Origin of the sequence: Mesorhizobium sp. B2-4-19, from assembly GCF_006441315.1 — a bacterium.
Classification (GTDB): Bacteria; Pseudomonadota; Alphaproteobacteria; order Rhizobiales; family Rhizobiaceae; genus Mesorhizobium.
In genome coordinates this window covers 74,012-96,664 of record NZ_VFUV01000019.1, presented here as the reverse complement: position 1 = coordinate 96,664, position 22,653 = coordinate 74,012, and the positions used below count along the sequence as shown (strand labels likewise).

At 62.7% G+C, this 22,653-nt stretch carries 28 protein-coding genes, 1 tRNA gene and 1 pseudogene; 15 read left to right on the top strand and 15 right to left on the bottom strand.

Annotated features, from left to right (window positions below; genetic code table 11):
• Window positions 1-48: 48 nt before the first annotated feature.
• Window positions 49-366 (top strand): YMGG-like glycine zipper-containing protein, encoded by a 318-nt coding sequence (locus tag FJ546_RS25895; RefSeq protein WP_056570230.1) that lies wholly within the window; start codon window positions 49-51, stop codon window positions 364-366.
• A 94-nt stretch (window positions 367-460) separates the two neighbouring features.
• On the opposite strand, the gene FJ546_RS25890 is transcribed toward FJ546_RS25895, so the two are convergent.
• The 5 genes from FJ546_RS25890 to FJ546_RS25870 all read right to left on the bottom strand — a co-directional run bounded on the left by FJ546_RS25890 (window position 461) and on the right by FJ546_RS25870 (window position 6,092).
• A complete protein-coding gene (locus FJ546_RS25890; RefSeq protein ID WP_140891902.1) occupies window positions 461-775 on the bottom strand; it encodes a hypothetical protein in 315 nt (104 codons plus the stop codon).
• 8 nt (window positions 776-783) lie between these two features.
• On the bottom strand, window positions 784-1,065 hold the full coding sequence (locus FJ546_RS25885; protein WP_140891901.1) for a hypothetical protein: 282 nt from the start codon (window positions 1,063-1,065) through the stop codon (window positions 784-786).
• A complete protein-coding gene (locus tag FJ546_RS31355) occupies window positions 1,065-3,578 on the bottom strand; it encodes an HNH endonuclease (protein WP_181168090.1) in 2,514 nt (837 codons plus the stop codon). Before FJ546_RS31355 ends, FJ546_RS25885 begins: the two co-directional genes overlap by 1 nt.
• Window positions 3,579-3,999: 421 nt before the next feature.
• Window positions 4,000-4,320, bottom strand: a complete 321-nt coding sequence (locus FJ546_RS25875; RefSeq protein WP_140891900.1) for a hypothetical protein — start codon at window positions 4,318-4,320, stop codon at window positions 4,000-4,002.
• On the bottom strand, window positions 4,317-6,092 hold the full coding sequence (locus tag FJ546_RS25870; protein ID WP_246686965.1) for a portal protein: 1,776 nt from the start codon (window positions 6,090-6,092) through the stop codon (window positions 4,317-4,319). The genes FJ546_RS25875 and FJ546_RS25870 overlap by 4 nt, the downstream gene beginning before the upstream one ends.
• 309 nt (window positions 6,093-6,401) lie before the next feature.
• Here FJ546_RS25870 and FJ546_RS25860 point away from each other — a divergent pair, with 309 nt between their 5' ends.
• Window positions 6,402-7,016, top strand: coding sequence for a methyltransferase domain-containing protein (locus tag FJ546_RS25860; protein ID WP_140891898.1), 615 nt, complete (start codon window positions 6,402-6,404; stop codon window positions 7,014-7,016).
• Window positions 7,017-7,243: 227 nt separating this feature from the next.
• On the opposite strand, the gene FJ546_RS25855 is transcribed toward FJ546_RS25860, so the two are convergent.
• Window positions 7,244-7,813: a hypothetical protein gene (locus FJ546_RS25855; RefSeq protein WP_140891897.1), complete on the bottom strand. Its 570-nt coding sequence runs from the start codon at window positions 7,811-7,813 to the stop codon at window positions 7,244-7,246.
• A 377-nt stretch (window positions 7,814-8,190) separates the two neighbouring features.
• Window positions 8,191-8,574: a hypothetical protein gene (locus FJ546_RS25850; RefSeq protein WP_246686964.1), complete on the bottom strand. Its 384-nt coding sequence runs from the start codon at window positions 8,572-8,574 to the stop codon at window positions 8,191-8,193.
• Window positions 8,575-8,990: 416 nt separating this feature from the next.
• On the opposite strand from FJ546_RS25850, the gene FJ546_RS25845 reads away from it, so the two are divergent.
• Complete coding sequence (locus FJ546_RS25845; protein WP_140891896.1) at window positions 8,991-9,410, top strand: hypothetical protein; 420 nt, start codon at window positions 8,991-8,993, stop codon at window positions 9,408-9,410.
• A gap of 78 nt (window positions 9,411-9,488) precedes the next feature.
• On the opposite strand, the gene FJ546_RS31350 is transcribed toward FJ546_RS25845, so the two are convergent.
• From FJ546_RS31350 to FJ546_RS25815, 6 genes and pseudogenes are all read right to left on the bottom strand, one after another.
• Window positions 9,489-11,678: a hypothetical protein gene (locus FJ546_RS31350; RefSeq protein ID WP_181168089.1), complete on the bottom strand. Its 2,190-nt coding sequence runs from the start codon at window positions 11,676-11,678 to the stop codon at window positions 9,489-9,491.
• Window positions 11,679-12,060: 382 nt separating this feature from the next.
• Window positions 12,061-12,816: a terminase family protein gene (locus FJ546_RS25835; RefSeq protein ID WP_140891895.1), complete on the bottom strand. Its 756-nt coding sequence runs from the start codon at window positions 12,814-12,816 to the stop codon at window positions 12,061-12,063.
• A 207-nt stretch (window positions 12,817-13,023) separates the two neighbouring features.
• On the bottom strand, window positions 13,024-13,377 hold the full coding sequence (locus tag FJ546_RS25830; RefSeq protein WP_140891894.1) for a hypothetical protein: 354 nt from the start codon (window positions 13,375-13,377) through the stop codon (window positions 13,024-13,026).
• Between the two features lie 121 nt (window positions 13,378-13,498).
• A pseudogene (locus FJ546_RS25825) lies at window positions 13,499-14,158 on the bottom strand (terminase family protein); the annotation flags it as partial.
• A complete protein-coding gene (locus tag FJ546_RS25820; RefSeq protein WP_140891892.1) occupies window positions 14,115-14,510 on the bottom strand; it encodes a hypothetical protein in 396 nt (131 codons plus the stop codon). The gene FJ546_RS25820 and the pseudogene FJ546_RS25825, both read right to left, overlap by 44 nt.
• Window positions 14,503-14,916, bottom strand: coding sequence for a hypothetical protein (locus tag FJ546_RS25815; RefSeq protein WP_140891891.1), 414 nt, complete (start codon window positions 14,914-14,916; stop codon window positions 14,503-14,505). Before FJ546_RS25815 ends, FJ546_RS25820 begins: the two co-directional genes overlap by 8 nt.
• Before the next feature lie 325 nt (window positions 14,917-15,241).
• On the opposite strand from FJ546_RS25815, the gene FJ546_RS25810 reads away from it, so the two are divergent.
• Together FJ546_RS25810 and FJ546_RS25805 are read left to right on the top strand one after the other, a co-directional pair.
• A complete protein-coding gene (locus FJ546_RS25810) occupies window positions 15,242-15,511 on the top strand; it encodes a hypothetical protein (protein ID WP_140891890.1) in 270 nt (89 codons plus the stop codon).
• 115 nt (window positions 15,512-15,626) lie between these two features.
• Window positions 15,627-15,932 (top strand): hypothetical protein, encoded by a 306-nt coding sequence (locus FJ546_RS25805; protein WP_140891889.1) that lies wholly within the window; start codon window positions 15,627-15,629, stop codon window positions 15,930-15,932.
• 59 nt (window positions 15,933-15,991) lie between these two features.
• Here the strand turns inward: FJ546_RS25805 and FJ546_RS25800 are convergent, their stop codons facing one another.
• Window positions 15,992-16,417: a DoxX family protein gene (locus FJ546_RS25800; protein WP_140891888.1), complete on the bottom strand. Its 426-nt coding sequence runs from the start codon at window positions 16,415-16,417 to the stop codon at window positions 15,992-15,994.
• Between the two features lie 531 nt (window positions 16,418-16,948).
• On the opposite strand from FJ546_RS25800, the gene FJ546_RS25795 reads away from it, so the two are divergent.
• From FJ546_RS25795 to FJ546_RS25780, 4 genes are all read left to right on the top strand, one after another.
• Window positions 16,949-17,128: a DUF3606 domain-containing protein gene (locus FJ546_RS25795; protein WP_010910426.1), complete on the top strand. Its 180-nt coding sequence runs from the start codon at window positions 16,949-16,951 to the stop codon at window positions 17,126-17,128.
• A gap of 212 nt (window positions 17,129-17,340) precedes the next feature.
• Window positions 17,341-17,796, top strand: a complete 456-nt coding sequence (locus FJ546_RS25790) for a GFA family protein (protein ID WP_140891887.1) — start codon at window positions 17,341-17,343, stop codon at window positions 17,794-17,796.
• 116 nt (window positions 17,797-17,912) lie between these two features.
• A complete protein-coding gene (locus FJ546_RS25785; protein WP_140891886.1) occupies window positions 17,913-18,149 on the top strand; it encodes a DUF982 domain-containing protein in 237 nt (78 codons plus the stop codon).
• Window positions 18,150-18,175: 26 nt separating this feature from the next.
• A complete protein-coding gene (locus FJ546_RS25780; protein ID WP_140891885.1) occupies window positions 18,176-18,421 on the top strand; it encodes a DUF982 domain-containing protein in 246 nt (81 codons plus the stop codon).
• A 122-nt stretch (window positions 18,422-18,543) separates the two neighbouring features.
• Here the strand turns inward: FJ546_RS25780 and FJ546_RS25775 are convergent, their stop codons facing one another.
• Window positions 18,544-18,846 (bottom strand): hypothetical protein, encoded by a 303-nt coding sequence (locus FJ546_RS25775; RefSeq protein ID WP_140891884.1) that lies wholly within the window; start codon window positions 18,844-18,846, stop codon window positions 18,544-18,546.
• 154 nt (window positions 18,847-19,000) lie between these two features.
• Here FJ546_RS25775 and FJ546_RS25770 point away from each other — a divergent pair, with 154 nt between their 5' ends.
• The 6 genes from FJ546_RS25770 to FJ546_RS25745 all read left to right on the top strand — a co-directional run bounded on the left by FJ546_RS25770 (window position 19,001) and on the right by FJ546_RS25745 (window position 22,597).
• Complete coding sequence (locus FJ546_RS25770) at window positions 19,001-19,903, top strand: alpha/beta hydrolase (protein ID WP_140891883.1); 903 nt, start codon at window positions 19,001-19,003, stop codon at window positions 19,901-19,903.
• Window positions 19,904-20,100: 197 nt separating this feature from the next.
• The gene (locus FJ546_RS25765; RefSeq protein ID WP_140891882.1) at window positions 20,101-20,397 is read left to right on the top strand and encodes a hypothetical protein; all 297 of its coding nucleotides are present in this window, start codon (window positions 20,101-20,103) and stop codon (window positions 20,395-20,397) included.
• Between the two features lie 37 nt (window positions 20,398-20,434).
• Window positions 20,435-20,508 (top strand) — tRNA-Gln (locus FJ546_RS25760).
• Window positions 20,509-20,623: 115 nt separating this feature from the next.
• Entirely contained in the window at window positions 20,624-20,812 is a 189-nt protein-coding gene (locus FJ546_RS25755) for a type II toxin-antitoxin system HicA family toxin (protein ID WP_140891881.1), read from the top strand.
• Window positions 20,813-20,818: 6 nt separating this feature from the next.
• Window positions 20,819-21,220 carry a type II toxin-antitoxin system HicB family antitoxin gene (locus FJ546_RS25750; RefSeq protein WP_140891880.1) on the top strand — a complete coding sequence of 134 codons (402 nt, stop codon included), beginning with the start codon at window positions 20,819-20,821 and terminating at the stop codon, window positions 21,218-21,220.
• Window positions 21,221-22,351: 1,131 nt separating this feature from the next.
• Window positions 22,352-22,597, top strand: a complete 246-nt coding sequence (locus FJ546_RS25745; RefSeq protein WP_140891879.1) for a DUF982 domain-containing protein — start codon at window positions 22,352-22,354, stop codon at window positions 22,595-22,597.
• The last annotated feature ends 56 nt before the right edge of the window (window positions 22,598-22,653 follow it).

The following is a 22,653-nucleotide window of genomic DNA, read 5'->3' as shown; positions in this document are numbered from 1 at the left end:
CGCACGGGACGATCGATAGGGATTTCAGACTTTTAAGGGAGACCTCGCATGACCTTTCACAAAGCCATAGCCGCCGTGCTGATGACCGCGGCACTTGCCGGCTGCCAGTCGCAGACCGAAGGCCAGCAGAGGGCCACCACCGGTGCGCTCATCGGCGGCGCCGGCGGCGCTCTCGTCGGCCAGGCGATCGGCGGCAACACCAAGAGCACGGTCATCGGCGCGGCCAGCGGCGCGCTCCTCGGCGCCGTCGTCGGCTCGGCCACCACCCCGCAGCGCCGCGGCGAGGAAATGTGCCGCTACCAGGACCGTTACGGCCGCATCTACACCGCGCCTTGCGACGACCGCTACTACAACGGCAATTACTGATCCTCAGCTCCCTTCTCCCCGTTCACGGGGAGAAGGTCCCGGCAGGGCGGATGAGGGGGAGCGCCAAGGCCTGAAAGCTGGCGCTCCGGAACGCTCAAGCCGCGAAATTATTGTCCACGAACATCTCGGCAAATTGCTGGGGCGTGAGCGTCACATTGTTGTCGCGGGCGATTTTGAGATTCCTTGCCCACATGTCCCTGATCGCCTCCGGCATCGTGTCAGGCATGTGCATTGCCTGTGCAATTGCATCGTCCCATTGTCCATCGCCACCATAGATGGCCTGGAGTTTGGGGCCCATCGCTTTCAGGGCATCTTCCGATTCCCGAGAGAGTTCTCCAATCGCCTTAAGCACATAAAGCTCAAGAAGCCTGAGCAGTGGCTTTCCTTCATAACGTGGATCGTTCGCCATTTTCCCTCTCACGCATCGTAGGTGGCATAATAAATGAGCCTTTCACAAATGGCCGAAAGACTGGGCTTTTCTTCCAACGATGCGACCCATGCCTCGGTAAATTCGATCGCGATGAATATTTCGATGAAATATGTAAGCCCCGCTTTCGCGGCCGCCTTCGGAGGGACCGTGCTATCGTCGGGTGCGGTCGCAACCATTGCATTGGAATCCTCGGTCCAAGGTTCCGCCACATAAATCGTGTCATCCTCGTCAAAGTCCGACAGCCTTCCAACGATATCCAACAACTTCATTATTTTCCCCACAAAGAAAATCCTCCTCGACGATTCGGGTGCAATGCTTTCTGGAAGATAGTCCCAGGATCGTGCTGGGATCTAGGGACGAGTTGCATGACACCAGCCTTCGTATCGTGATGCCAAGTGTAGCCCGGGGGCGCTCTGCGGGGAACGAGTCCCCTCTTTGTCCGCTGAAGGTTAATTCCCGCCTCCTGCAGAATTTTTGCGAAATCCGGCTCTCTTTCCATTAGAACCAACAGGGCTTCGTTGGCTGCCTGGAAATGGCGCGGGCGCGAAACGTTCGGGTACAATGCCGGATCGAGCCTTGTTTCAAACACCACACTATAGAATTGACCGGTGGGTGCCGGACTTGCGCCAGCACCACCTGCACCTTCCGCGACAAGTTCGGGTCCAGGGTTGGGTAAATCGTCTGCGCCCTTGTAAAGATCCGCTCCTTCGGAAAGAACTTCCTCTGCCGAATTGGCGAGCTTGCCATTGCCGCCGCGAACAAGTGCCTCGGCCCCTTCAGCTAGGTCGTCGGACCGCCTCAAGACCTGTGAGAGTTCCTTCACCAGAGGCCCGGCAATCTTGCCGGCTTGTTTCAGCCCGACGGACGCCAATTGCTCAACGGGCAATGCTCCTGCGACATTGAGAACCATGTCGCCGTAGTCGCCATATCTGGCGGACGTACCAGCCTTATCGGCCGCGAATACTGCACCCAGGGGCGTGAGGTCGGATAGCGAAAAGCCTTCCTCGCCACCTCCCGCAGAGCCAAGCAGCTTCACCGTCAGATTCTGACGCGCGCTGCCCGGCTTACTGTCGCCGGCGGCAAATCTACCGATCCTATCTTGAAGCGTAGGAATGTAGTTCGTAGCTTCTACATTCGAGTCCCGCAGACCCAACACAGCCGCTTTGCGCAAATCGATCAGCATCTTGGGATCGACCATCGCGTCCCGACGTGTTCGATCAGCTAGGCTTCTCTCTGTCTGAGCTGCACTTGTCCGAAGCAAGTGGTCTAGCATTGCCTCCTGGAAAGTTTGGGTAGGAAGAGCAGCAAAGATGTTGCTAAGGGTTTGATCTTGCGGTTTGGTTCCGTTTTTGAGTCCGTCAACGACGCCTCCAGCCACGGAGTTGGGCAGCGGTTGTATCCCCTCGAAGCCCAGTTGCTGCTGAGCGGCGATCGAGCCGATAATCGCCGTCTGATAGTCTTCCGGCGTCGAAAGATTGTTCCAAGCCGCATCGAGATTCGTGAACGTCTTGCGGACATAACCGCCCGGATCGCCCCGCCGCTCTTTGAGCGTGAGGTCGGCGGCCGTGGCTATGGCGTCATGACGCGCGCTGTCCTCTTCCGGCGTCCCACTATCGGTCTTGGGTGAAGACTCTTTGACCATGGCCCGCACGGCCTCGTTCGACATGCCGCGCATGCCGTGGAACTGGCGACCGACATCCATCGCTTGGTCGAAAGCCCGGAAGCGCCTAATACCTTCGGTAGCACCGTAGACGGCGACGAACTGCTCCAGAGTAGGAGTTGGGCCTGAATACGTTCCGGTTTCCCTGATGGCGGCCGATGCGTTCTGTTCGGCCAGGTTGATGCCGGTGCGCATTTCGACTTGCCGGGCGGCGTCGGCGGCCAGGGCTTTCTGGGCTAGGGCCGGCCGATCTTGAGGCGGAATATCGTCCCGGAAAGCCGGAGCCACTCGCTGGTCTGGCGTGAGCTTGCCAACGCGATCGCCGGTCGCGGCAGAGGCCTCCGAGCTGCCCGAGGCAAGAACCCAGGTGATCTGAGAAGCGCCGGAGGCATCGCCCCCCGAAGACTCTCCCGGCGCCCCTGCCCCAAACATCTCCAGCGCGCGCTTCGGGTCCTTGGCGATCAGCGCCTCGAAACGCGCCTTGGCGGCGGTGCTGAACCAGTCCTTCACCTTCTGCTGCCTGATCGCCGGGTCGAGACCCATCTTGTCGATCAGGTCGAGCCCTTGCTGGCGGGCCGCTTCGAAGGTCACGCGATCGTCGGGGTTGGCGTTGCCGATGGCGATGGCGCTGGTCTTCAACGCTGTGTCGACCTCGGCCTGTTCATAATCCTTGCGCCGCTGAAGCTGCCGTGCCGCCATGCGCCGGCCGCCGGTGTGACGCATCGTCTCCTTCTGCCTGGCGAAAGCGGCGCGCTGGCTCTCGGGCATGTTTGGCAAGGCGGCGGCGAACAGCTTGTCGAACAGCCCGGTCTTGACCACCCGGCCGCTGTAGGGATCGACCTGGCCGTACATGGCTTCATGCAGGCCGGCACCGTCGGCCGGCGCGTTCGCCGTCACCTCGTCCTCCGCCTGCGCGATCTGGCCGTTGAACCGGCGGCGTGCCAGCTCGGCGTCGAACGCCTCCTGCTGGTCCTTCATCTGCTGGTAGCGCTCGGCGGCAGCGGAAAGGTGATCGCCAAAACCCTGCATGGCGCCGCCGATTGGCGATCCCTGCGGATATTGCGGCGCATTGCCGGTATCGAGCCGGCGCTGGGCAATGGAAAGAGGGATGACGTGGACCATCTAGGTGTTCCCTGCCTGGCTGACTTCGAACAAAGGCGCGCGGCGCCGGCGATCGCGGCACAGCCGGATCGCACCCGCTGCGTTGTCGCGTTCGCGGGTTTTGTCGGATCGATTTCTTTGGAAAAATCCTGCGGCAGCGGTGCTGGCTGTGCGGGGTCGAAGGACCTCGTCGGCGGCGCTACCACGCCGCGGAATCGCGGCGGCTATTAGCCCCCTTCTCCCCGTTCAACTGGGAAAGGTCCTGGAAGGGGATTCCGAAGGACGGGCAGGGCCACCAAGTCTCGACAAGCTGGCGCTGCCCCTCACCTGTCCGCCGGCGTTCGTCGTTCGAAAAGCCAAGCAGCTGGCTTTTCCGTCCGCTGTGCGGAACCACTCCTCAACCCCGTAAACGGAGCGAGGAGCGCAGCTTAGCGGGCTCCGCCTACCCTTCCGCCCGCGCCGCTCTCTCCAGCGCCGCCAGCTGCGTCTCGTCCAGCGTCAGAAATCCCATAATGTGCTGCACCACTTCGGCACGGGCATTGCTGAGCGCGCTGTGCAGTTCGAAACCTTCGGGCGTCCTGGTCCTTGCCATCCACTCACCATAGGACGGCCGCCGGTAGTAGCCGACGGTCGCCGCGAGGTCGGCCAGCACCATCTCGCCATCCTCGCCGGAGAACACGCGCAGATACGCCTTGGTCAGCGCGTCCCGCGCCTTGGCCGGGCCGCCGGCCTGACTGGCGCGGGCAAAGCGTTTGCCGCTCATGCGCCGCCTCCCGCCGGCGCCTGGCCAGCCGCTGTGCCTTGCCCGCCCTGCCCGCCGCCGCCCGCGCCCTGCAGCATGTTCTGCAGGCCGTCGAGCAGGCCGCTGTCGCGCGCCTGCACCGCCGCCGGCACCGCATCCTTGGCGGCCTTGCCCGCGCTGGCGATCGCCGCCATGCCGGCCTGCGCCTGCTGAGCCTTGGCGCGCGCATTGCGCAGACCGTCGACCTCGTCCTTGCGCCGAAAGATGCGCTGCGGGCTGCGGCCGGCGCTCTGCACGATCTTGATCGCCTCGTCGCTGTCGATATTGTCCATCACATCAGGATCGAACTGCGCCATCTGCATGGCCGTCGTCACCACCTGGATGGTGTCGCGCGCCTCGGCCGAGCGGCGCAGCACGTCGAGCGGGCCGGTGAAGGTCGGCCGCATTGTCTTGCCGGCCAGGCTTTCCGGCGGCACGAAGCGGCTGTCCTCGTCGTAAAGCCCCTTGTCGACGAGAATGCCGAGCTCGCGGTCGAGATTGGCGGCGAAGCCGGCCTGGATGATCGAGCCGGAAGGCCCGAGCAGCGCGCCCTTCTCCTCCTGGCGGATCAGCGCTTCGGTCGCCGTCATCTGCGGGTTCTGCACCAGCGTCTGGAACAGGTTGACGAACATCATGTCGCGGATCTCGTCGGCGCGGCTCTGGGCGTAATTGAAGGCATAAGTCGGGTTCTGCCCGGTGGTGATCGGCGCAATCAGCGGCCGGCCATTGTCGTCGATGAGGCCGGGATAATTCTCGCCGGGATTGAGCACCGGCACATAGTCGAGCCTCGCCTTCGAGGCGGTCGCCGGATCGGTGATCTGCTGCAACGCGCGCAGCCCGGAGCGGCGCACGGCGTTTTCCTCCCGTACGGTCGTCAGTGCCTCGATGGCGGGTGAAATGCCATAGGGGTCGCCCTCATAACGGCGCCAGTTGAAGGTCGACACCGGAAAAGTGCGGAACCCGCTTTCCCTGGCAATTTCCTCTTCGTCCTCGATGACGTGGTAGGAGGCGAACGCGGTGTCGAGATACTGGTACTGGTCGCCCAGCCGATACATCTTGCGCTCGGCGCGCGGCTGGATGCACTGGACCAGCGAGATCCTGGTCTCGCATTTGACCGGATCGTCGACCAGCACCTTGATGCGCGCCGGCAGTTTTTCATAGCCGAGCAGCTGCGCCACCTGCCGCGCCGTGCGTTCGTAACGGCGATGGAAGATGTCGACCTGGCCCCAGCGGTTGCGACTGAGATACCCCTCGACCACAGGGATCGAGGCATAGTGGATCAGCGTGTTGCCGAACCCTTCCTCGGCGTAGAGATAGGCCGGGCCATAGCGCACGACATTGCGCAGGCAGGCTTGCGTGGCGGGGACAAAGTTCGAATTGGCGGAGTAGCGCAGCGAGAACAGGAAGTCGCGCAAGGCTTCCGCCCATTCCTTCTCCTCGTCGGTCTCTTCGTCGTTCATCGCCGCCGTCGACAGCCCATGCCATTTTTCCGACTGCGGGATGATCAGGCTTTCAAGCCCGGCGGCGAGCCGATTGGCGGCCGAGTTGATGGTGTTGGCGTAGACGCGGCTGCCGCGCCGCTCCTGCCGCTCGGCCTGCGAGTCCGCCCCGCCGCTCCGGCGCCCGTTCCAGACATCGGGCGCGTCGGGGTCGCAGAACTCCGCCACCTGCTCCCAAACGGCCTCATACTGGCTGCGCTCGGTCTCGAGCTCGGACTGGCGGGACAGGATATCGCGAGCGCGGGAATCGGTCATGAGATGGCCTCGCTTGGTAAGAAAGGAATTGGATGCATGGAAGGGCGCAGCGCCGAAGCTGGCAATCTCCCCCCAAGTGGGGGATATGGCCGGCAGGCCAGAGGGGGGCGTCGTAGAGCGCTAATTTTCGCGCCCTCAGGAGGGGACAGGTAGTGACTGCGCTACCGTTCGAGGTCGGTGGGACAGCGCCCCCCTCTGCCCTGCCGGGCATCTCCCCCACGAGGGGGGAGATCGGCTGTCTTGTCATCTTTTGCCCATTTGCCTGGGCTAAGCTGTTTTCACGGCGGGCTTTGGAGGAGGGTCGATCTGATGACGACAAGCCTTGCCGGCACCCTGAAAAACCGCGGCAAACAGGTGGCCAAACGCCTGCTCGGCTATGATTCCCGCAACTGGCTGCGCATCCGCCAGATCGAGGCGTTCACGGTCTTTCTCGAAGCCGGCAACCGCAAGGCCGCCGACGTCATCGAGATCTCGCCGGGGTGGAACCGCTATTGGCGGGCGATGTGCCCCAACTACCGCTCGGTCGATTTCCCCGCCTTCGACATCTGCAAGGACCGCACCGAGGAACAATATTCGATCGTCATCGCCGACCAGGTGCTGGAACATGTCCGGCGGCCGCTGGCGGCGGTGCAGAACATCCACGCCATGACAAGGTCCGGCGGCTGGGCGATGGTGGCGACGCCCTTCCTGTTTCGGGTCCATGCCCGGCCGCACGACTACAACAGGTGGACGCCCGCCGGCCTCAAGCAGCTGATGGTCGAGGGCGGTTTTGCCGAAGCCAACGTCAAGGTCCATGGCTGGGGCAACAAGGCTTGCGCCAGGGCCCATATCGGCGGCCCGGTGCGCGCCTACGGCTTATGGCGCGATCTCAGCAATGACGAGGAATACCCGCTGATGGTCTGGGCGTTTGCGAAGAAAGGGTGAGCGGCGGATCTGCCGATCTCCCCCACACGGGGGAGATTGGCCAATCACCGCTTCTTCACCAGCCGCGCGTGCCGGCGCCAGTACCACCAGTCCAGCACGCGCCGGCGAAAGCTTCGCTTCATCGCGGTCATGGTCAAAGCCCCAGGAGCACGCGGCGCTGGCCGGTGAGGCTCGACGGCGCGAGGTCGGTCTTGACGGTGCCCTGCGTGCCCTGGCGCCGTTCGAGCTCAGCCCGCAAGGCCGCCTCGCGCGCCTGCACATCCTTGTCCTGCACGGTCGGCGCCGGTGGCAGCGGCTTCAGTTCCGGTGGTTTTTGAAACAGACACATGGTTCCAGCCTTCTCTTGTCCAGTCGTAGAGGAAGAAATCTTCGCCGTTGCGGCCGTAGCCCGGCAGCAGGCAGCGCTGCGTGGCGCCCAGCCGGCCAAGCCAGCGCAGCGCCAGGTGATTGGCGGCCAGCGCTCGCGCCTCGACCCGCCAGGCGCCGCGCGCCGCGACCTCAGGCCCAAGCACGGCATGAAAGAATTCGGTGATCCCGGGCACGCAGCGCTTCATGCGGCGCGTGCCCCAGCTCCAGGCGATCCACAGCCCGCCGCGCTGCTCGGCCGCGCCGAACCCGGCTTCCGGATTGCCGTCGAGCTCGGCGACATAGGCAAAGCCCTGCAAAGCGGTCAGCGCCAGCAGCGCCGGCGACCACTGGTCAAGCTGGCAGTCGATCTCGGCGCGGTCGTCGGGGCGCAGGTTGGCGGCGATGTAGGAGAGATCGCGCAGCGTGGCGGGAATGATGCGGATGGGCATGGATGGACTTTCGTCAGTTGGCGAAGCCGTCGAACGAAAGGAAGTGCCGATGCGCCCTCCGCTTCGTTATGCCACGGGCCAAGCAAGGAGCGGCGCGGCGCAGGCCCCTGGATCTGCTCCGGCCCAAGGGATCCATTCCGTGACATCAAGGCGTTGCGACGATGCAAAGGTGCCGCGTTTCCCTGGCGATCATCGCGGCATGTATCCGCCCATCGCCAAAAAACAAAACCCGCCTCACCGGCGGGTCGTTGGCGCAAATCAGCACCATGGACAAAAATGTACCATTGCTGCCCTCATGCCGTCAATTGGCTTAAGGAAAAAATTCCTATTCAGAGCTGTTTCGAGCCGTCGCCGCGACAACAAAGGCAACGATCCCGTTACTGTTCGTAGGGTTCGACCACCGCAAACGGAATGCCTAGCGATTCCAGCAAATCCAGAACGCGTTTCGAGATAACCAGGAGATAGTTGGCTGCGATCCCGAAGTCGTCGCGGCCTGCCTTCCCATTCACTTTCAACCAGACGAAGGGTGGAAGTTCCTGCCCAGGTTGATCCTCATGAAACTCCTCGGATGTCGTCACTTCGACGTCTGCGAACGTCGCACCTGAAAAACCCATCTCCTGCAGTGACCGCTGGGTTTCCTGAGTGACGAGGTAACACGGGAACGTCGTGACGAGCACATCACCAAACCAGCCCTCTACTTCATAGTGAAGCGTGGTCACAATCGGCGGATGGACGCTCGCGTCAAGAACGGTGGTTGCCAAGCCCACCAGCGACGTTCGGTTCCATGTAAAAATATTGCATCAATCACCTATTGGGAATTACGGTGACAGTGCACCATGTTCCCTGTCTCAGTCTCGAGGTTTCCCATCAGTCACATAGATACGGGAGCTAAAAGTGCACTTTCACCGTAATTCCAAAACGTGCACTGTCACCGCAATCCCAAGAGCGCCGGCCAACAATGGTCAAGCTGGCAGTCGATCTCCGCAGGATCTTCGGGCCCAGGTTCGCGGCGAGAGATCGCGCAGCGTGGCGGGATGATCCGCAGGGTCATGCGGAGCCTTCGTCATCAAAGGGCTGCGATTGCAGTTGTCTGAAAAATGCGGTTGCCGCTAACTCAATACTTGCCACAACCAAAATGAGGTATTAGCATAATAAGCACAACTCTAGGAGGCATTATTTGCGATCGTTCATTCTCGCCGTGGCGGTGATGTTCACGTTGCCATTTGGCGCCGCCCAGTCGGACGACACGGATCAGATAGATACCTTGTCGAAGAGCTGTCCAAAGGGCGTGCTTTTTAAATCATCCGAGTCCGGAATTGTCGTAACCGTCGTCAGACAAGGCTTCGGCAAAGCCGTCTTCACAGAGGATAAAAACCTTTGGCAACCGGCCACGGCTGCGGAGATACTGACGAAAGAAGGCGACCATGGATTTATCTATGGTCCGATGCGCTCCTACATGTTTGCGGTAGACTCCGAGGCCCTCAAAGACTTCAAGTGGAGGCCAGCGGAATCCGACCCCAATGCTTTTTATACTGTCCGGACCGATGACGGCAGCGAAACGAGATTCAACCTTGTTGATGTCGGCTGTGCCCCATAGGTCTGGAGTAATAAAATTCTCATGACCTCGGCACAGGCCAACGAATGGCGCTCTAGCCATTGCGTGGAATAGAGTTGTTCATCGCTCGGTGGGATAATAGTCCTCTGGCAGATTGATACTGAATTCCCCGGGACGGTACTTTTGAAACGCAGGCTCAGTGCCGTGATGATGTCGACCCAATATCGGTCCATCCAGTGCTTCGAGCCAAACGCGATTCTTGGGGCTCGACGTCTTAGGGTCGCCATAGTTCAAATGATCTTCGACGACAGACGGTGCGCCAGCTGCACGCATCACCAAATATTCGTCAACCAATTTTGACGCCCTGTCAAAACGTGGATCGTAGATTGATAACTGATCGACATTGGATCGATTATGTTGTTCGCGAGAGACTGGTCCATTCACGTCGGAATATTGGTCCTTAGAGTTCACCACGCTTTCGATGCTATAGCCCCAGCGATGAGATGCCAGACGATTCAGGATGGCATCGATCACACCCTTCGCCTCGATGTCTCCATCACTGACGATCCATTCCGTCATGAGGGTCTTTTTAAGCCGCAGGATATCAGATGGAGATAGGTATATTGCCTTCGCAAATCTCTTGGCCTCCATGTCCTTATTGAGTCCCTCGGCTTCGAGCGCGGCCGGCGTCTCAGATTGCGTCGCCTTGACATCGTCCAATTGCGTGGCCAACGCTTTTCGCTGCTTCGGATCATTGATCGCTTCAAGCGCCTTGCGCTCGGCTTCCTTTGGGTCGGACGCGTCGCTCCATGCCCTAATCAAACCTTCAGCGTCGGATCGGGGCAGCGGCTGAGGTTTCGCGATCCCCAATTGACGTTGGGCGGCAAATGACAGGGCGACCGCCGCCTGCAAATCCTGCGACGTCGACAAGTTCTTGAAGCCTTTATCGACGCTCGGAATCACCTTGCGGGCATAAGCTGCCGGGTCGACCTGCCTCTGCTGTATGATGAAGGCGGCGGCGTCCGCGTTCAGTTCATAGCGCTCCTGATCTTTCTCATAGCGCGCCTGATCCATTCTATACAGTTCAGGATCTTGCTTCTGCGAGAAGCGGTTCGGGAGGGGCTTTTCGGCAAAGATCGACGCATCGACCTGACTTGTCGGCATGACGCGCATATCGGCAAGATATGGGCTGACATCCGCCCTCCAATTGAAAGTTCTGGATCGTTTGCCGCCCTCTTCGGCACCAAAAACAGAAGCGAACTCGGTATCGTCATGCCTCGAGCCGGAATAGGGCGTCATGTTGGTTATGGCTGCCCGCGCGTTCTGAGAAGCGATGTCGAGATCGGCATGTGTATTGATGAGACTTGCCGCATCTGCGGTACGTGCCTTGCGAACGACGTCGTCATATGAAGCGGGCGACAGCTCGGCAAGCAGGTTGTCGATCGGAAAATTGTCTTGGAATGCCTGCCCTATCCGTTCATTCGGCGTAAGCCGGCGAGCGCGGTCACCTTTGTCGGTCGACGCATTGGAACTGTCCGTTCCGGCAACAGAGCCGGTGCCATCGATGCCCTGCTCCGGCCGATTGCCTTTGCCGTTGGCAGACGCCGTCAGTCCGAGCAGATCGAGCGCCCTTTTCGGGTTTCCGGCTATCAGAGCCTCGATGCGCGTCTTGGCCGTGCTTTCTCGCCAGGCGGCCTCGGTCTGCGATTTGCCCTGTGGATCGAGGCCCATCTTGTCGAGGACATCGAGGCCGCGCCGGCGGGCAGCGTCAAAGGCAACAGTGTCGTTCGGACTGATCTGAGCGATGGCGTCGAGCTCGGCGCGCTGGACCTCGGCCCACTGCGCCTGTTCATAATCCTTGCGCCGCTGAAGCTGCCGTGCCGCCATGCGCCGGCCGCCGGTGTGACGCATCGTCTCCTTCTGCCCGGCGAAAGCGGCGCGCTGGCTCTCGGGCATGCCGGGCAGAGCGGCGGCGAACAGCTTGTCGAACAGCCCGGTCTTGACCACCCGGCCGGTGTAGGGATCGACCTGGCCGTACATGGCTTCATGCAGGCCGGCACCGTCGGCCGGGCCGTTGGCCGTCACCTCGTCCTCCGCCTGCGCGATCTGGCCGTTGAACCGGCGGCGTGCCAGCTCGGCGTCGAACGCCTGCTGCTGGTCCTTCATCTGCTGGTAGCGCTCGGCGGCAGCGGAAAGGTGATCGCCAAAACCCTGCATGGCGCCGCCGATTGGCGATCCCTGCGGATATTGCGGCGCATTGCCGGTATCGAGCCGGCGCTGGGCAATGGAAAGCGGGATGACGTGGACCATTGGCGGTTTCCTGCGTGGCTGGCTTTGAACAAAGGAAGTGCGGCGCCGGCGATCGCGGCGCGACCGATCGCACGCCGGCGGCAGGCGCGCGTTTTGCGGTTTGTCGGATCGAAGGGTCTTGAGAGGCGTGCGGGTGTGTGAGACGTCCCGAACGGACTTTCGTCATCCACGGGTGGAGCAAGGAGCGTAGCGACGCGGCGCAGACCCCCGGAACTGCTCCGCATTCCAAGGGATCCATGCCTGGGCCCTCGAGCGCCGCAACGGTGCAGAATTTCGCTCCGCTGCACTCCACGGCAGAGGTAACGGAATGGATCCCAGGGTCTCCGCGACGGAGCTTCGCTCCTGCTTCGCCCTGGGATGACGAAGCAACAACTCTTCGCCCCTACCGAAACGCCCCCAGCGGATCGCTCTGGCCCGCCGGCCGTCGTGCCGCCTTGAACTCCGCCGGATCGACCACCGCCTCGCGCAGCATCATCACGCCATAGCGCGTCGCCGCCATCAAATCGTCCTTTAGCTTGACCACCTGGCCGTTTTTGCGATGGAAAAGTCTGAACTCCTCCCACCAGGCGGCGAGCGTGGAAAACACCTTGAAGCGGCCGGATTGCATGCGGTCGAGCATCTCCATCAGCCCGGCCTCGACCGAGACCGAACCGTCCGCAAATTGCGCGTGGCGCGACAGCATGTTCAGCCCGTGCGCGGCATATTGTTTGGCCAGCGCCACGCCGGCCCCCTCCAGCGTCTCGCGGCGGCCGTCGCGCGGCCAGGCGAAGGGCAGCCATTCGCCCCAGGGTTTCAGGGTCAGCGTCTGCATCGCCGGCGTCTGTTGCGAGGCCCGCGCTGCTTTGGTGACATAGACGACATCGGCCTCGGTATCCCAGGCGAGTTCGACGGCGGCCGAAGGATGGTCCCAGCCGAAATCGAGCGCGCCGAGGCGCGGCCAGTAGCGCGGCAGCCGGAACGGCTCGCAGGCGATCAGCGTCTCGGCGACGGGAAAGATGCGGCCCGAGCCCAGCACCGGAATGCCGCGAGCCCGCGCCTCACGCTCATGCTCGGGATAGGCGGTGATGATCGCGGCGCGCTGCTCGGAGCTGTAATGAGCGGCATCCTCGATGGTCATGAAGGTGACGTGACGGGACATGGGTATTTCCTGAATCACCTTGCGAGAAGGCGAACCTATGATGTTGTTCGGACACGATTTCCTTGCCACGGTGAGCGCCGCCTCTCATCGCCCTGCCGGGCTGTCGCCCAAGGGTCTCGCCAATCGAGGATGTTGCACAAAATGCAGCCAAGCTGCGGCCAGGTAAGGAGCAGGCAAACCCGACGCTGAAGAGCGGACGCCGAATAGCTATGACTTATACCCCTCGTTGAGGCAGTCGTTCTGCCAGGCCCAATCGAAGTCGGCCCGCGACATGGACTGGCCCATGCCCGGCTCGACAAACGGGCCGGCGGTGTTGTCGATATAGACGATGAAGCGCGCCTCTTTGGTGAAGGCGCCGACTTTGGCGGTGATGACACCGCAGGTCTGGCCGGTCGAACTGTCGCCGGTGAGTTGGACATGCGAGAAGGTGGCCGAAGCATCGCTTATCAGGTCGCGCATCTTGCCTTCGGCGGCACTGATCGCGCCGGCGCGCCAATCGCCGCTCCCGGTGCAAGCCGAAAGCAGTGCCGGGAGGAGGAGCAGTTTTGCTATTTGGCGCATGTTGGTCCCCAAACGTCGCGCCGCAAGCTACTCGACCATTGGTTGCCGCCAAAGCGGCATTGCAGATCATGGTTTCGCAGCGGTTTCACCCCTTCCCCATCCTCTCCACTTCCCCCGCTGACAAGAACAGCAGCACCACGTCGCTCATGCCGAGCAGCGGCGTGAAGGTGACGATGGTGATGCCGCCCGTCGCGTTGGTGCGGGTCAGGCCTTCGGAATAGATGTCGAGCGGCGGCTCCTCGTCGAACCAGACGCCGTGCAGCGTCTCGCCCTGCCATTTCTCGCGGCCCTTTTCAAAACTCTTGAACGACAGCACGCTCTCGCCGGCCTGGACGTCGCCGCCGCCGCCATGGCGCACGACGACGCTGTCGAGCGCGCCCGGCGCGCCGCGGCCCATGATGGTGTGACGAATAGCATCCGCCGGGATCATGCCGGTGCCCCAGGCCGCCTGCTGCTGCGGCGGGCCGACCAGCACGCGCTGCGGGTTGTCGCGCGTGCCCTCGCCGGTCACGCCGGCGGCCCACAGCCGCACGGGCGTGTCGAAAACCTTGCCTTGCCACCACGCGGGATAACGGCCAGTCAGGTGCATGGCCCATTCGGCGCCGCCGGCCCGGGTCTTGCCGAGCTGGTTGCCGGCCATGAACAGCCTTTCGCGGTTGAGCGCACCCGCCGCGTGAAACTCGGCCTGGCGCCGATACGGTTTGTACGCCGCCAACTGGTTGCCGCGTCTGCGGCGATCAAGCTCCGCCAGCAGCGCCAGATATTCCGTCTTCGCCGCGATCGGCGCCTTCTGCGAGGAACGGCCCGAGGACGGTTTCGAGGCTGCGGATGCGGCTGCGGATCTCTTCATCGCTCAAGGCGTCCAGATGGTTGATGGCGGCATCGAAATCCCTGGGCAGCACCGACAGCACGATCTTCAGATACTGGTCGGGCTTGTCGGCCCGCACCTCGGCGATGACGCCGGCGCCATGCGCGCGGAAATCGGCCCGCACGGCGGCGAGAAAATCATCGCCCAGCGTCTTCTTCGTCCGTGTCGCGCGGGTCTTCGGCGCCAAGGCAGCCTTGGCGACGGGCTTGCGTCTTGCCGGCTTTGCATTGCGGCGCGCCGGCCCGGCGGCGGCTTCGTCAGCCATCGACTTGATCCATGGTGCTGGCTGCGTTTGCGCAAGCAGCCAAGCCGGTCTTCGGCACCGATCTGGCCGGCTTCCTCGCGCGGGATTTCCTTTTCGCCACCTTGGCCCTCTTCGCGCGCTTCGGCTTTGCGGTCGCGGCGGGTTCTGGCGCACCGGCGCGTTTTGCCACGCTGGCCTGCGCCCTGAGCCGCGCCAAGACGAGACCCATGGCGTGGCCGCCGATGCCGGCTTGGGGAAAACCAAAGCCACCACCCGCGTCCCGCACCATGCCGATCAGCACGCCCGATCCCACCGGCTCGACGCGCCCCAACCGCACCTGCGGCGGCGCGCCCTCGCACGCGCCGATGGCGCTGACGATGTCGCGGCCGTCATCGTCGGTGATGATCGTGGCGTAGCGTTGGGTCATTGGATTTCTCGCAAAGGTCGCGCTCTACGGCCCGCCAGCATACAAAGTTGGCGGCTGACAAGGCGCCAGAAACACAAAACCCGCCTCGGCGGCGGGTCGTTGGCGCAAATCAGCACCATGGGCAAATATGTAGCATGGCTGCCCTCACCCGGTCAAGGAAAAAATTCCTAGATCATGGAGCTTCTCAAGCCTCCTTCTCGATCAAGCTCTGCGCCGTCGCCGAAACCCGAACCGGATAGCCGGCTTTTCATCAGCCGGCAGCTGTGGGACCATCAGAAGAAGCTCATGGAATGATTCGCGTCGCACGGCCTTGCAGGAGAGGGCGATGGACAGACCAGCCATGGCATCCGTCTTCAGGATGCGGCATGCTCCAGCCACGGTTTCCGGTGTGCGCAGCACCGGTCAAGGGCAGGCTGATCCGATCATCCGCGTGAACTCGCTTGGCGACGCGATCCGCTTCGTCGCCAACGCCTACCCCAACTACGACATCAGCGCCGTCGCCATCACCTGCGGCGATCCGTCGATCCCGCGCCTCGGCAGCCTGGAGGTCAACGCGGTGTGGCGCGAATATGGCGAACGCCTGACGCAGGAATAGGCCGGTAGCACGAGCCAGCGCCTGCCCGGCATCCCGGTTGAAACCGGCTCCCCGCCTGGCTTCGGATCGGAAACGCCGCTGGCGCGTTTCCCCTTTGGTCAATGGAGGGAACCCCATGAACGTCGCCAATCTGCAACTCGAAGGCCTGCTGATGGCCGTCGCCTCGATCAACCACGTCCTGGTTCGCAAGGGGGTGCTGACATCGCAGGAGATCGACATCGCGCTGCGCAAGGCCGAGGCCAGCGAAACCGGCGAGGAGCGATCCAACGGCATGTCGGCGTCGAGCCGCGACGCCGTCAATTTTCCGATCCGGCTGCTGGAGCTCGCCAACCAGTGCCAGCCGGAGGCCGACATGCCGTCCTTCTCGAAACTGGCCCGCATGGTCGGCCAGATGAAGGAGCCCTATAACGATCAGCTGTGAGGCCCGGGCAGTTCACCGTTTCACGCAAGCGGCGAACTCCTCCGATCTTGTTGCTCGTCTCAAGCCTTGCCCGGCCAGCCAAGGTTCAGCGCCAGCGTCCGTCCCGGCCCATGGACGGCGGCGAAGAGCAGGCCGGCGGCGAACGGGAAATGCGACATGAAGGCGCCGAACTCGGCCTGGTTCGAGGCCCAGTGCGACGGGCCGTGAAAGGCAAAGCCGAGGAAGGTGACATAGACAGCCCCCACCAGCGCCGCCGGGGTCAGGAGGGCGCCGGTCAGGAAGGCTATCACCAGCAGCGTTTCGAGGATCGCGGCGCACCAGGCCAGAAACAGCGGGAACGGGAAGCCGGCGGCGGCGATGTAGCCGGCGGTGGCGCCCATGTCCATGAACTTGAAGACCACCCCCATCAGGAACATGGCGGCGAAGACCAGGCGGGCGATGAGAAGGGCCGCGGTCTGCCACGGCGATTGAGTGATGTCCGGCATTTTGTCTCTCCAGGGTTGCAATGGATATCGACCCAAGGACGAGCGACGCCGTGCGGTTCCGACACCGGCCTGAATTTTTGTCGGCAAGCGCGGCCGCAACGGACGCCGTCGCCGGTCTGGCGCTGATGTTCCACAACAATTGGCGATCTTGAAACTTGTCCGTAACCGGCAAAGTGGTATCGTTAGACATGACTAATGTACAGGTATGTCCGGCGCATCCATTTGGGGGGTAAGTTTTGGGCGCTGGCGTTTTCCAATGCCCACGCTGGACAAGCTCCAACGGGCTTTGCTGTCCCGTCGGCACGCATCAGCGCGGCTGTCCCGGCGCCAGCGCTCCTTGCGCCGAATGCGGCGGGGCCGATCCCCATGCCGCCGGCCCCGCATCGGCCTGACACCGTCGATCCGCGTCGGGCAGGCTTCTGTCCGCCGTCTGCCTTGGAACCAGCAGCGCCGGTCGCTGTTATGTCTGATCACGGCATCCTGTATACTGATGCCCCGCGACCGTGCGGCTGACAGAAAGCGAGGCACGCCATGCCCGACGACAAAACGAAGATCAAGCAGGACCGCAAGCTGGTTTCGAGCGAGGAGACCTACGAGGTCGCCGCCTTCGCGCGCAAATACGGCATCCCGCAGAGCGAAGCCCAGACCATCATCAAGCGCTACGGCCCGTCGCGTAAGAAGCTCGACAACCACATGGCCGCGCGCGGGTAGACGGGGGCGCAGCGAGCAGCAACCATTTCGCCGGCATTGCGTTGAAGGATGCTGCGGGCCGCATCGACCGGGTCGGGGAGCACCCAACCCGGTCGGCGGTACGATGAACGGAATTGTTCCCGGTTTCTGGCCGACGAAATGGCCAGCATCTGTTCCGCCCGACCCTTGGCATGCCAGACTGACGAAAGCCAGACCGAGGGAGGGCCGCGATCATGTCCGACACCACACGCAGAACCGGCAGTTGCCTGTGCGGCGGCGTGCATTTCGTCGTCACCGGCCAGCCGACACGCGTCGGCCTTTGTCACTGCAAGGACTGCCGCAAGGCCAGCGGCTCGGCCTATTCGGCCTTTGCGATATGGTCGCGCGACGCCTTCGAGACATCGGGCGAAGTCGCTTCTTACGGCACGCGCAGCTTCTGCCCGACCTGCGGCAGCCGCGTCGCCTGGGTCGGCGACGATGAAGTCGAGGTGATGCTCGGCAGCCTCGACGTCGCGCCGACCGACCTGGAGCCGCAATATGAATTGTGGATCGGCCGCCGCGAGACCTGGCTGCATGCCTTGCCCGGCACCGAACAATTCGAGCATGACCGGCCCTATGACGGGCCAGCGCCGGAAGACGCCGCTCCGCCGCCACCGAGACCTTTGTCCGAGGCCGTCACGCACGACTGAAAATTGATCTTTCGGGCCTGGAACCCTCCCTTGTCGACGGCGTTATCCGGCGCCCCTCACGAGTTCCATTTTCCACAATCGCGGTCAGTGTCGGGCGAATGCCACGGAGACTTCAGTTGAACGACAAGATATTTCCCCGACCGATCCGCCTGAAATTCGCCCCCGAGCGTGAACGCATCGTGCGTAGCGCCTGGGAGGGCCTGGAATGCCTGGGCGACTGGCCTGCCGGCCGAGGCCGGCGATATCAGGCGGCGCTGCGCTGCTGTCGCGATGCGCTGGACGGCTGGACACCGCCGGAAAAGGCGATGCGGGCGATGATCGAGGCCGCGCGCGAAGCCCGCATCCTGCAATAGTGGAAAAACCAGAGGCGGGAAAAGCAATGGCCGATGTGATGCTGTCGACACCGGTGCGGATCAAGCCGCATGGCTCGGACACGATCCGCGAGGTGGCGACCCTACAGGACGCCAGTGAAGTCCTGATCGACTGGCCGCAAGCCAGCCGCGGTCCCTTCTACCAGGCCGCGCGCGCAAAGATCGAAGCTGCGCTGGAAAACAAGGACGGCACGGCGCAGGCGCAGGAAGCCTTTACGGCGCTGTGCGCTCATGCGGGCGTGCTGGTTCGCTAACCCAGAAAAGCAGGCGATGCCCCTCGCCTGCTTTTCTGTTTGCTGTCATCACTATTTTTGCGCGGGCAGATCGCCATCCACGATCGGGGTCTCGAACCCAAAATTCTTCGGCGCCAGGCTTCCTACTTGGCCGGCGGCTGAGCCGGCACCTGGCCAGGCTTGATCACCGGTGTCTTGCCCACGTCGGGCGCCGGTGTCGCCATGCCCTGATCGCCGGTGGGCGGCGGTTTCAGCACCCCGCCGCAATCATCGAGCTTTTCGCTCAGATTGCCGCCACCTGGCTGCTGCTTGCCTTGATCCGGCTGGACCCGGCATTTGTCGGCCTGCGGGGCCGGGTTGTCGGTGCCTTGCTGCTGATCCGTCTGTGCCGCCGCCGGCACGGCCAGGGCCAGCATCAGCGACGCGATGGCCAGAGGTTTTTTCATCTGAGCCTCCTTTGCTTTGACGGCTGCCCGCGGCAGCCTGCCTCGCAGGGACAACGCCCAACTGCGCGAAAGGTTGGCGAACAAAGATGGCGCACCGGGCGACCGCCCGCAACCAAATCCGGCCTCCGGCCGTTGCCGGCAAGGAGGCACCACCATGTTCGGCAATTTCCAGTCGATGGAAATCGATACCGGCGAGGCCGGCATATTTATCCGGCGTGCGGGCAACGGTCCGGCGCTGCTGCTCCTGCACGGTTTTCCGCAGACCCATCTGATGTGGCGCGACGTGGCACCGGCCTTGGCCGAGCGGTTTACCGTCATCTGCGCCGACCTGCGCGGCTATGGCGCCAGCGCCTGCCCGTCGTCCGACAGCGCTCACGCCCCTTATGCCAAACGGGCCATGGCCGCCGACATGGCGGCCCTGATGGCCCAACTCGGCTTCGGCAGCTTCATGGTCGCCGGCCATGATCGCGGTGGGCGGGTGGCGTACCGCATGGCGCTCGATCATCCCGGCCGCGTTGAAAAGCTTGCGGTGCTGGACATCGTCGCAACGGCCGACGCATGGGATCGGGCCGACGCCAGGCTGGCGCAGGGTTATTGGCCCTGGTCACTGCTGGCGCAGCCCGAGCCGTTGCCGGAGTTGATGCTGCGGGGATCCGCCGCGGCGGTCGTCGACAACGCGCTCGGCGGCTGGGGGTCGTTGCCGTCAACGTTTCCGCCCGAGGTGCGCCAGGCCTATGTCGATGCCTTGCGCGATCCCGCCCACATCCACGCCATCTGCGAGGAATATCGCGCGGCGGCGACGCTTGACCGCGAGCATGACCATGCCGACAAGGCCGCCGGCCGGCGCATCCGCTGTCCGGTGCTGGCGCTGTGGAGCGGGCAAGGTGCGCTTGCCGACTGGTACGCGGGCGACGGCGGGCCGCCGGCTCTTTGGCGAGGCTGGGCCGATGACGTCCGCGGACGGCCCATGCCCGGCGGCCATTTCTTCCCCGAGGAGGCGCCGGAACAGACCGCTCAGGCATTGGCGGACTTCTTCGGCGAACCGGGTGGGGCCTAGGGGGCGACCTTGCCAGCGCCGCCGGCACGGTTCTCTGCATCGTGCGATCGGGCGGCAGGCGGATCGGTCCTTTGCGGGCACGCCTCAAAGCGGTGGTCGCGGCCGCTGCCCGCACAATGCGCGGCCCGTCGCGGAACCGGCGGACACATGATGGGTTTTATGGGACAATGCAGCACCCGAACAAAAGAGAAGCCGCCATGCCCGCTCGCCTTCCTGTCCTGTTGATCACCTTGGGCTCCGTGCTCGCCGCGACCAGCCTGGCCGAGGCCCGCCCCGACAGCCGCGGCATGAGCTGCGCCGAGATCCGGGCCATGATCCAGAGCCGTCGCGCCGTGGTGCTGACCACCGGGCCAAACACCTATGACCGCTATGTCAGGCAGTTCGGCAATGAATGCGACTGGCCGGAAGTGCCGATGTCTGCCTATATCCCGGCGCGCGACGGGCATTGCCCGGTCTATCGCTGCGAAGAGCCGGTCGACAATTTCCCGAATTGACGCCTCGCCGTCCCGACGGCATAAGCATCCGAGCTTCTCCCGCTTCGTCTAATGGTAGGACAGCGCCCTTTGAAGGCGTGAATCGTGGTTCGAGCCCATGAGCGGGAACCAATCTTTCGATGGTTTGGTGCGGTCTCGACCGAAATCGTCTGTCTAAGGCAACGGTTTGAAAGGCGGACTTTCACTATTTTGTTGCATTTTTCGCAACAAGTGTGTATTTATACACATGAAAAATGCAGACGTGGTCAAGGCCTTGGAGGCCGACGGTTGGTACGAAGTCGCTCGAAAGGGCAGTCACGCACAATTCAAACACAAGAAGAAAGCCGGCAGGGTCACGGTCCCGCACCCCAAAAGGGATATCCCTTTGGGGACTTTGCGGAACATTGAACGTCAGTCCGGTCTGAAACTGGGGTAGAGAGACATGAAGCAGTATATCGGACTGATCCATAAGGACGCCGACAGCGACTTCGGCGTGTCCTTTCCCGATTTTCCCGGCGTTATCACCGCCGGCACCGATCTAGACGACGCTCGCGCCATGGCGGAGGAGGCGCTTGCCTTCCACATCGAAGGGCTTGCGGAAGATGGCGAGGCGATTCCAGAACCTTCCAGCCTGGAAGATGTCATGGCCGACGCCACCAATCGAGACGGCGTTGCAATCTTGGTAGCGATGAAGACCGAGGCCAAAAAAGCTATCCGAGTGAACATCACGCTCCCTGAAGATGTTCTGAGCCGGATTGATGCCTTTGCTGAGGCGCACGGCTATACCCGATCCGGCTTTATCGCGAAGGCAGCTCAAAGGGCCATGGAGCTTGAGGCGGCCTAAAGGATCGCGAGACGCTTTCCCGCAGCGACGCCTCTAGCGCTTCGGCAAGATGGCGACGATCGCCGGCGGCGGCGGGGCAACGCAAATCTAGAGCGCGCCGCGTTTTTCGGTTTTCGCCGAAATTGGTGAAAACCGCCTTGGAAATGGTTCTGTCCGAAACCGGAAACAACCTGGGAAGCATCCGCTCCCCCAAGCCTGCCTTCCGCGATCACACCATATGCCAACGCGGCCATTTGGATCACAGTGCAATCACAAGTGGTCGATTCCTTCGGGATGTAGCCACTGCGAAAGCCCGCTGCGGGTCGTTCCCGTGGTGGACTTCCCATGAGGGACTAAGGTCCCATGGCCCCCACGCAAAGGTCTGATGTAACCGCTTTGGTTCCGGTATCGTCCATTGGACGTTCCGTCACTTTATCCAATCGCGATATACATCTCCTTCATTTGAATGCTTCAGTTGCATTGGCCGTGCCGCATATATGGCCAGCCGGCAGCCGCCCCAGGCCGGTTAGGCCCGGTGCGCTGTTTACCCCAACCAGAGGTGTACCGGGCCGCCTTTGGAGTGAAAGCCCGCGCTCTCGGCCAGAGGCGCGCGGGCCGATCGGAAACCCGATCTTCGGCAGGGGACGCCCCCGCCCTGCCGACAAACACAAACAATTAGAAATGACTAATGTTCCATCAGCCCGTGATTCACCTTCGACGGAATGCCGGTTTCCCGTCGCGGCAAAATCGCCAGTCAATTAGCGCAAACTTAATTAGCAATTTTGGATTTTAACGAATCGTTGACCGCGCTGTCCTATTTTGGAACAGCGCGGTCAAACCCCAACCGGACCGCGCAGGCGGCTCCGGCAAACCGGCCCCTGTTGCACTGCCGGAGCCGCTACCACACCACACAGAATACCAGCAATGGTTGAATCAACAGTTACCACGCGTGCTTTCCGGGGCGCCACCGACGCCATTTTCCAGCCAACGTCGCGGATCGGGGGAGCCCGCGGAACCTTCACGACTTGCGCTCCGTCCCCGAGCCAACATTCGAAGGTGCCGCCACGCCCAGCCTCACACGACAGTGATTGGAACCGGTGAAACTTTGCGCCGACATGCGCGTTTTTCGCCAGCAACCTTGTCGAGGTTCCAATGCAACCTGCGTGGTTCTCCAAGCCCGTGGTGGTTTCGGTCGGTGTGGCCGGCGCCACCCGCCACTTGTCCAATACACAGCAGGCCATAGAGTTGTTGACGACACATTGGCGCGACGCCGGCAGCGTGAAACATCAGTCCGCGCTGCGCGCCTGCCGTCGAGCGACAAGCGGCGACGTGTCTCCCGATGTCGCCAGGGAGGCTTTGGTCGAAGCCGCGCGAGAGGCGCATATACTGGTCGAGTAGGCCGTATTCACGGATCACAACCCTCATTCACAATTTCGTGATCGACGGAACCGTCT

Coding starts and splice junctions, on each gene's coding strand:
- FJ546_RS25895 (WP_056570230.1), top strand. CDS start 49: ATGACCTTTCACAAAGCCATAGCCGCCGTGCTGATGACCGCGGCACTT.
- FJ546_RS25890 (WP_140891902.1), bottom strand. CDS start 775: ATGGCGAACGATCCACGTTATGAAGGAAAGCCACTGCTCAGGCTTCTT.
- FJ546_RS25885 (WP_140891901.1), bottom strand. CDS start 1,065: ATGAAGTTGTTGGATATCGTTGGAAGGCTGTCGGACTTTGACGAGGAT.
- FJ546_RS31355 (WP_181168090.1), bottom strand. CDS start 3,578: ATGGTCCACGTCATCCCTCTTTCCATTGCCCAGCGCCGGCTCGATACC.
- FJ546_RS25875 (WP_140891900.1), bottom strand. CDS start 4,320: ATGAGCGGCAAACGCTTTGCCCGCGCCAGTCAGGCCGGCGGCCCGGCC.
- FJ546_RS25870 (WP_246686965.1), bottom strand. CDS start 6,092: ATGACCGATTCCCGCGCTCGCGATATCCTGTCCCGCCAGTCCGAGCTC.
- FJ546_RS25860 (WP_140891898.1), top strand. CDS start 6,402: ATGACGACAAGCCTTGCCGGCACCCTGAAAAACCGCGGCAAACAGGTG.
- FJ546_RS25855 (WP_140891897.1), bottom strand. CDS start 7,813: ATGCCCATCCGCATCATTCCCGCCACGCTGCGCGATCTCTCCTACATC.
- FJ546_RS31350 (WP_181168089.1), bottom strand. CDS start 11,678: ATGGTCCACGTCATCCCGCTTTCCATTGCCCAGCGCCGGCTCGATACC.
- FJ546_RS25835 (WP_140891895.1), bottom strand. CDS start 12,816: ATGTCCCGTCACGTCACCTTCATGACCATCGAGGATGCCGCTCATTAC.
- FJ546_RS25830 (WP_140891894.1), bottom strand. CDS start 13,377: ATGCGCCAAATAGCAAAACTGCTCCTCCTCCCGGCACTGCTTTCGGCT.
- FJ546_RS25820 (WP_140891892.1), bottom strand. CDS start 14,510: ATGGCTGACGAAGCCGCCGCCGGGCCGGCGCGCCGCAATGCAAAGCCG.
- FJ546_RS25815 (WP_140891891.1), bottom strand. CDS start 14,916: ATGACCCAACGCTACGCCACGATCATCACCGACGATGACGGCCGCGAC.
- FJ546_RS25810 (WP_140891890.1), top strand. CDS start 15,242: ATGGACAGACCAGCCATGGCATCCGTCTTCAGGATGCGGCATGCTCCA.
- FJ546_RS25805 (WP_140891889.1), top strand. CDS start 15,627: ATGAACGTCGCCAATCTGCAACTCGAAGGCCTGCTGATGGCCGTCGCC.
- FJ546_RS25800 (WP_140891888.1), bottom strand. CDS start 16,417: ATGCCGGACATCACTCAATCGCCGTGGCAGACCGCGGCCCTTCTCATC.
- FJ546_RS25795 (WP_010910426.1), top strand. CDS start 16,949: ATGCCCGACGACAAAACGAAGATCAAGCAGGACCGCAAGCTGGTTTCG.
- FJ546_RS25790 (WP_140891887.1), top strand. CDS start 17,341: ATGTCCGACACCACACGCAGAACCGGCAGTTGCCTGTGCGGCGGCGTG.
- FJ546_RS25780 (WP_140891885.1), top strand. CDS start 18,176: ATGGCCGATGTGATGCTGTCGACACCGGTGCGGATCAAGCCGCATGGC.
- FJ546_RS25775 (WP_140891884.1), bottom strand. CDS start 18,846: ATGAAAAAACCTCTGGCCATCGCGTCGCTGATGCTGGCCCTGGCCGTG.
- FJ546_RS25770 (WP_140891883.1), top strand. CDS start 19,001: ATGTTCGGCAATTTCCAGTCGATGGAAATCGATACCGGCGAGGCCGGC.
- FJ546_RS25765 (WP_140891882.1), top strand. CDS start 20,101: ATGCCCGCTCGCCTTCCTGTCCTGTTGATCACCTTGGGCTCCGTGCTC.
- FJ546_RS25755 (WP_140891881.1), top strand. CDS start 20,624: ATGAAAAATGCAGACGTGGTCAAGGCCTTGGAGGCCGACGGTTGGTAC.
- FJ546_RS25750 (WP_140891880.1), top strand. CDS start 20,819: ATGAAGCAGTATATCGGACTGATCCATAAGGACGCCGACAGCGACTTC.
- FJ546_RS25745 (WP_140891879.1), top strand. CDS start 22,352: ATGCAACCTGCGTGGTTCTCCAAGCCCGTGGTGGTTTCGGTCGGTGTG.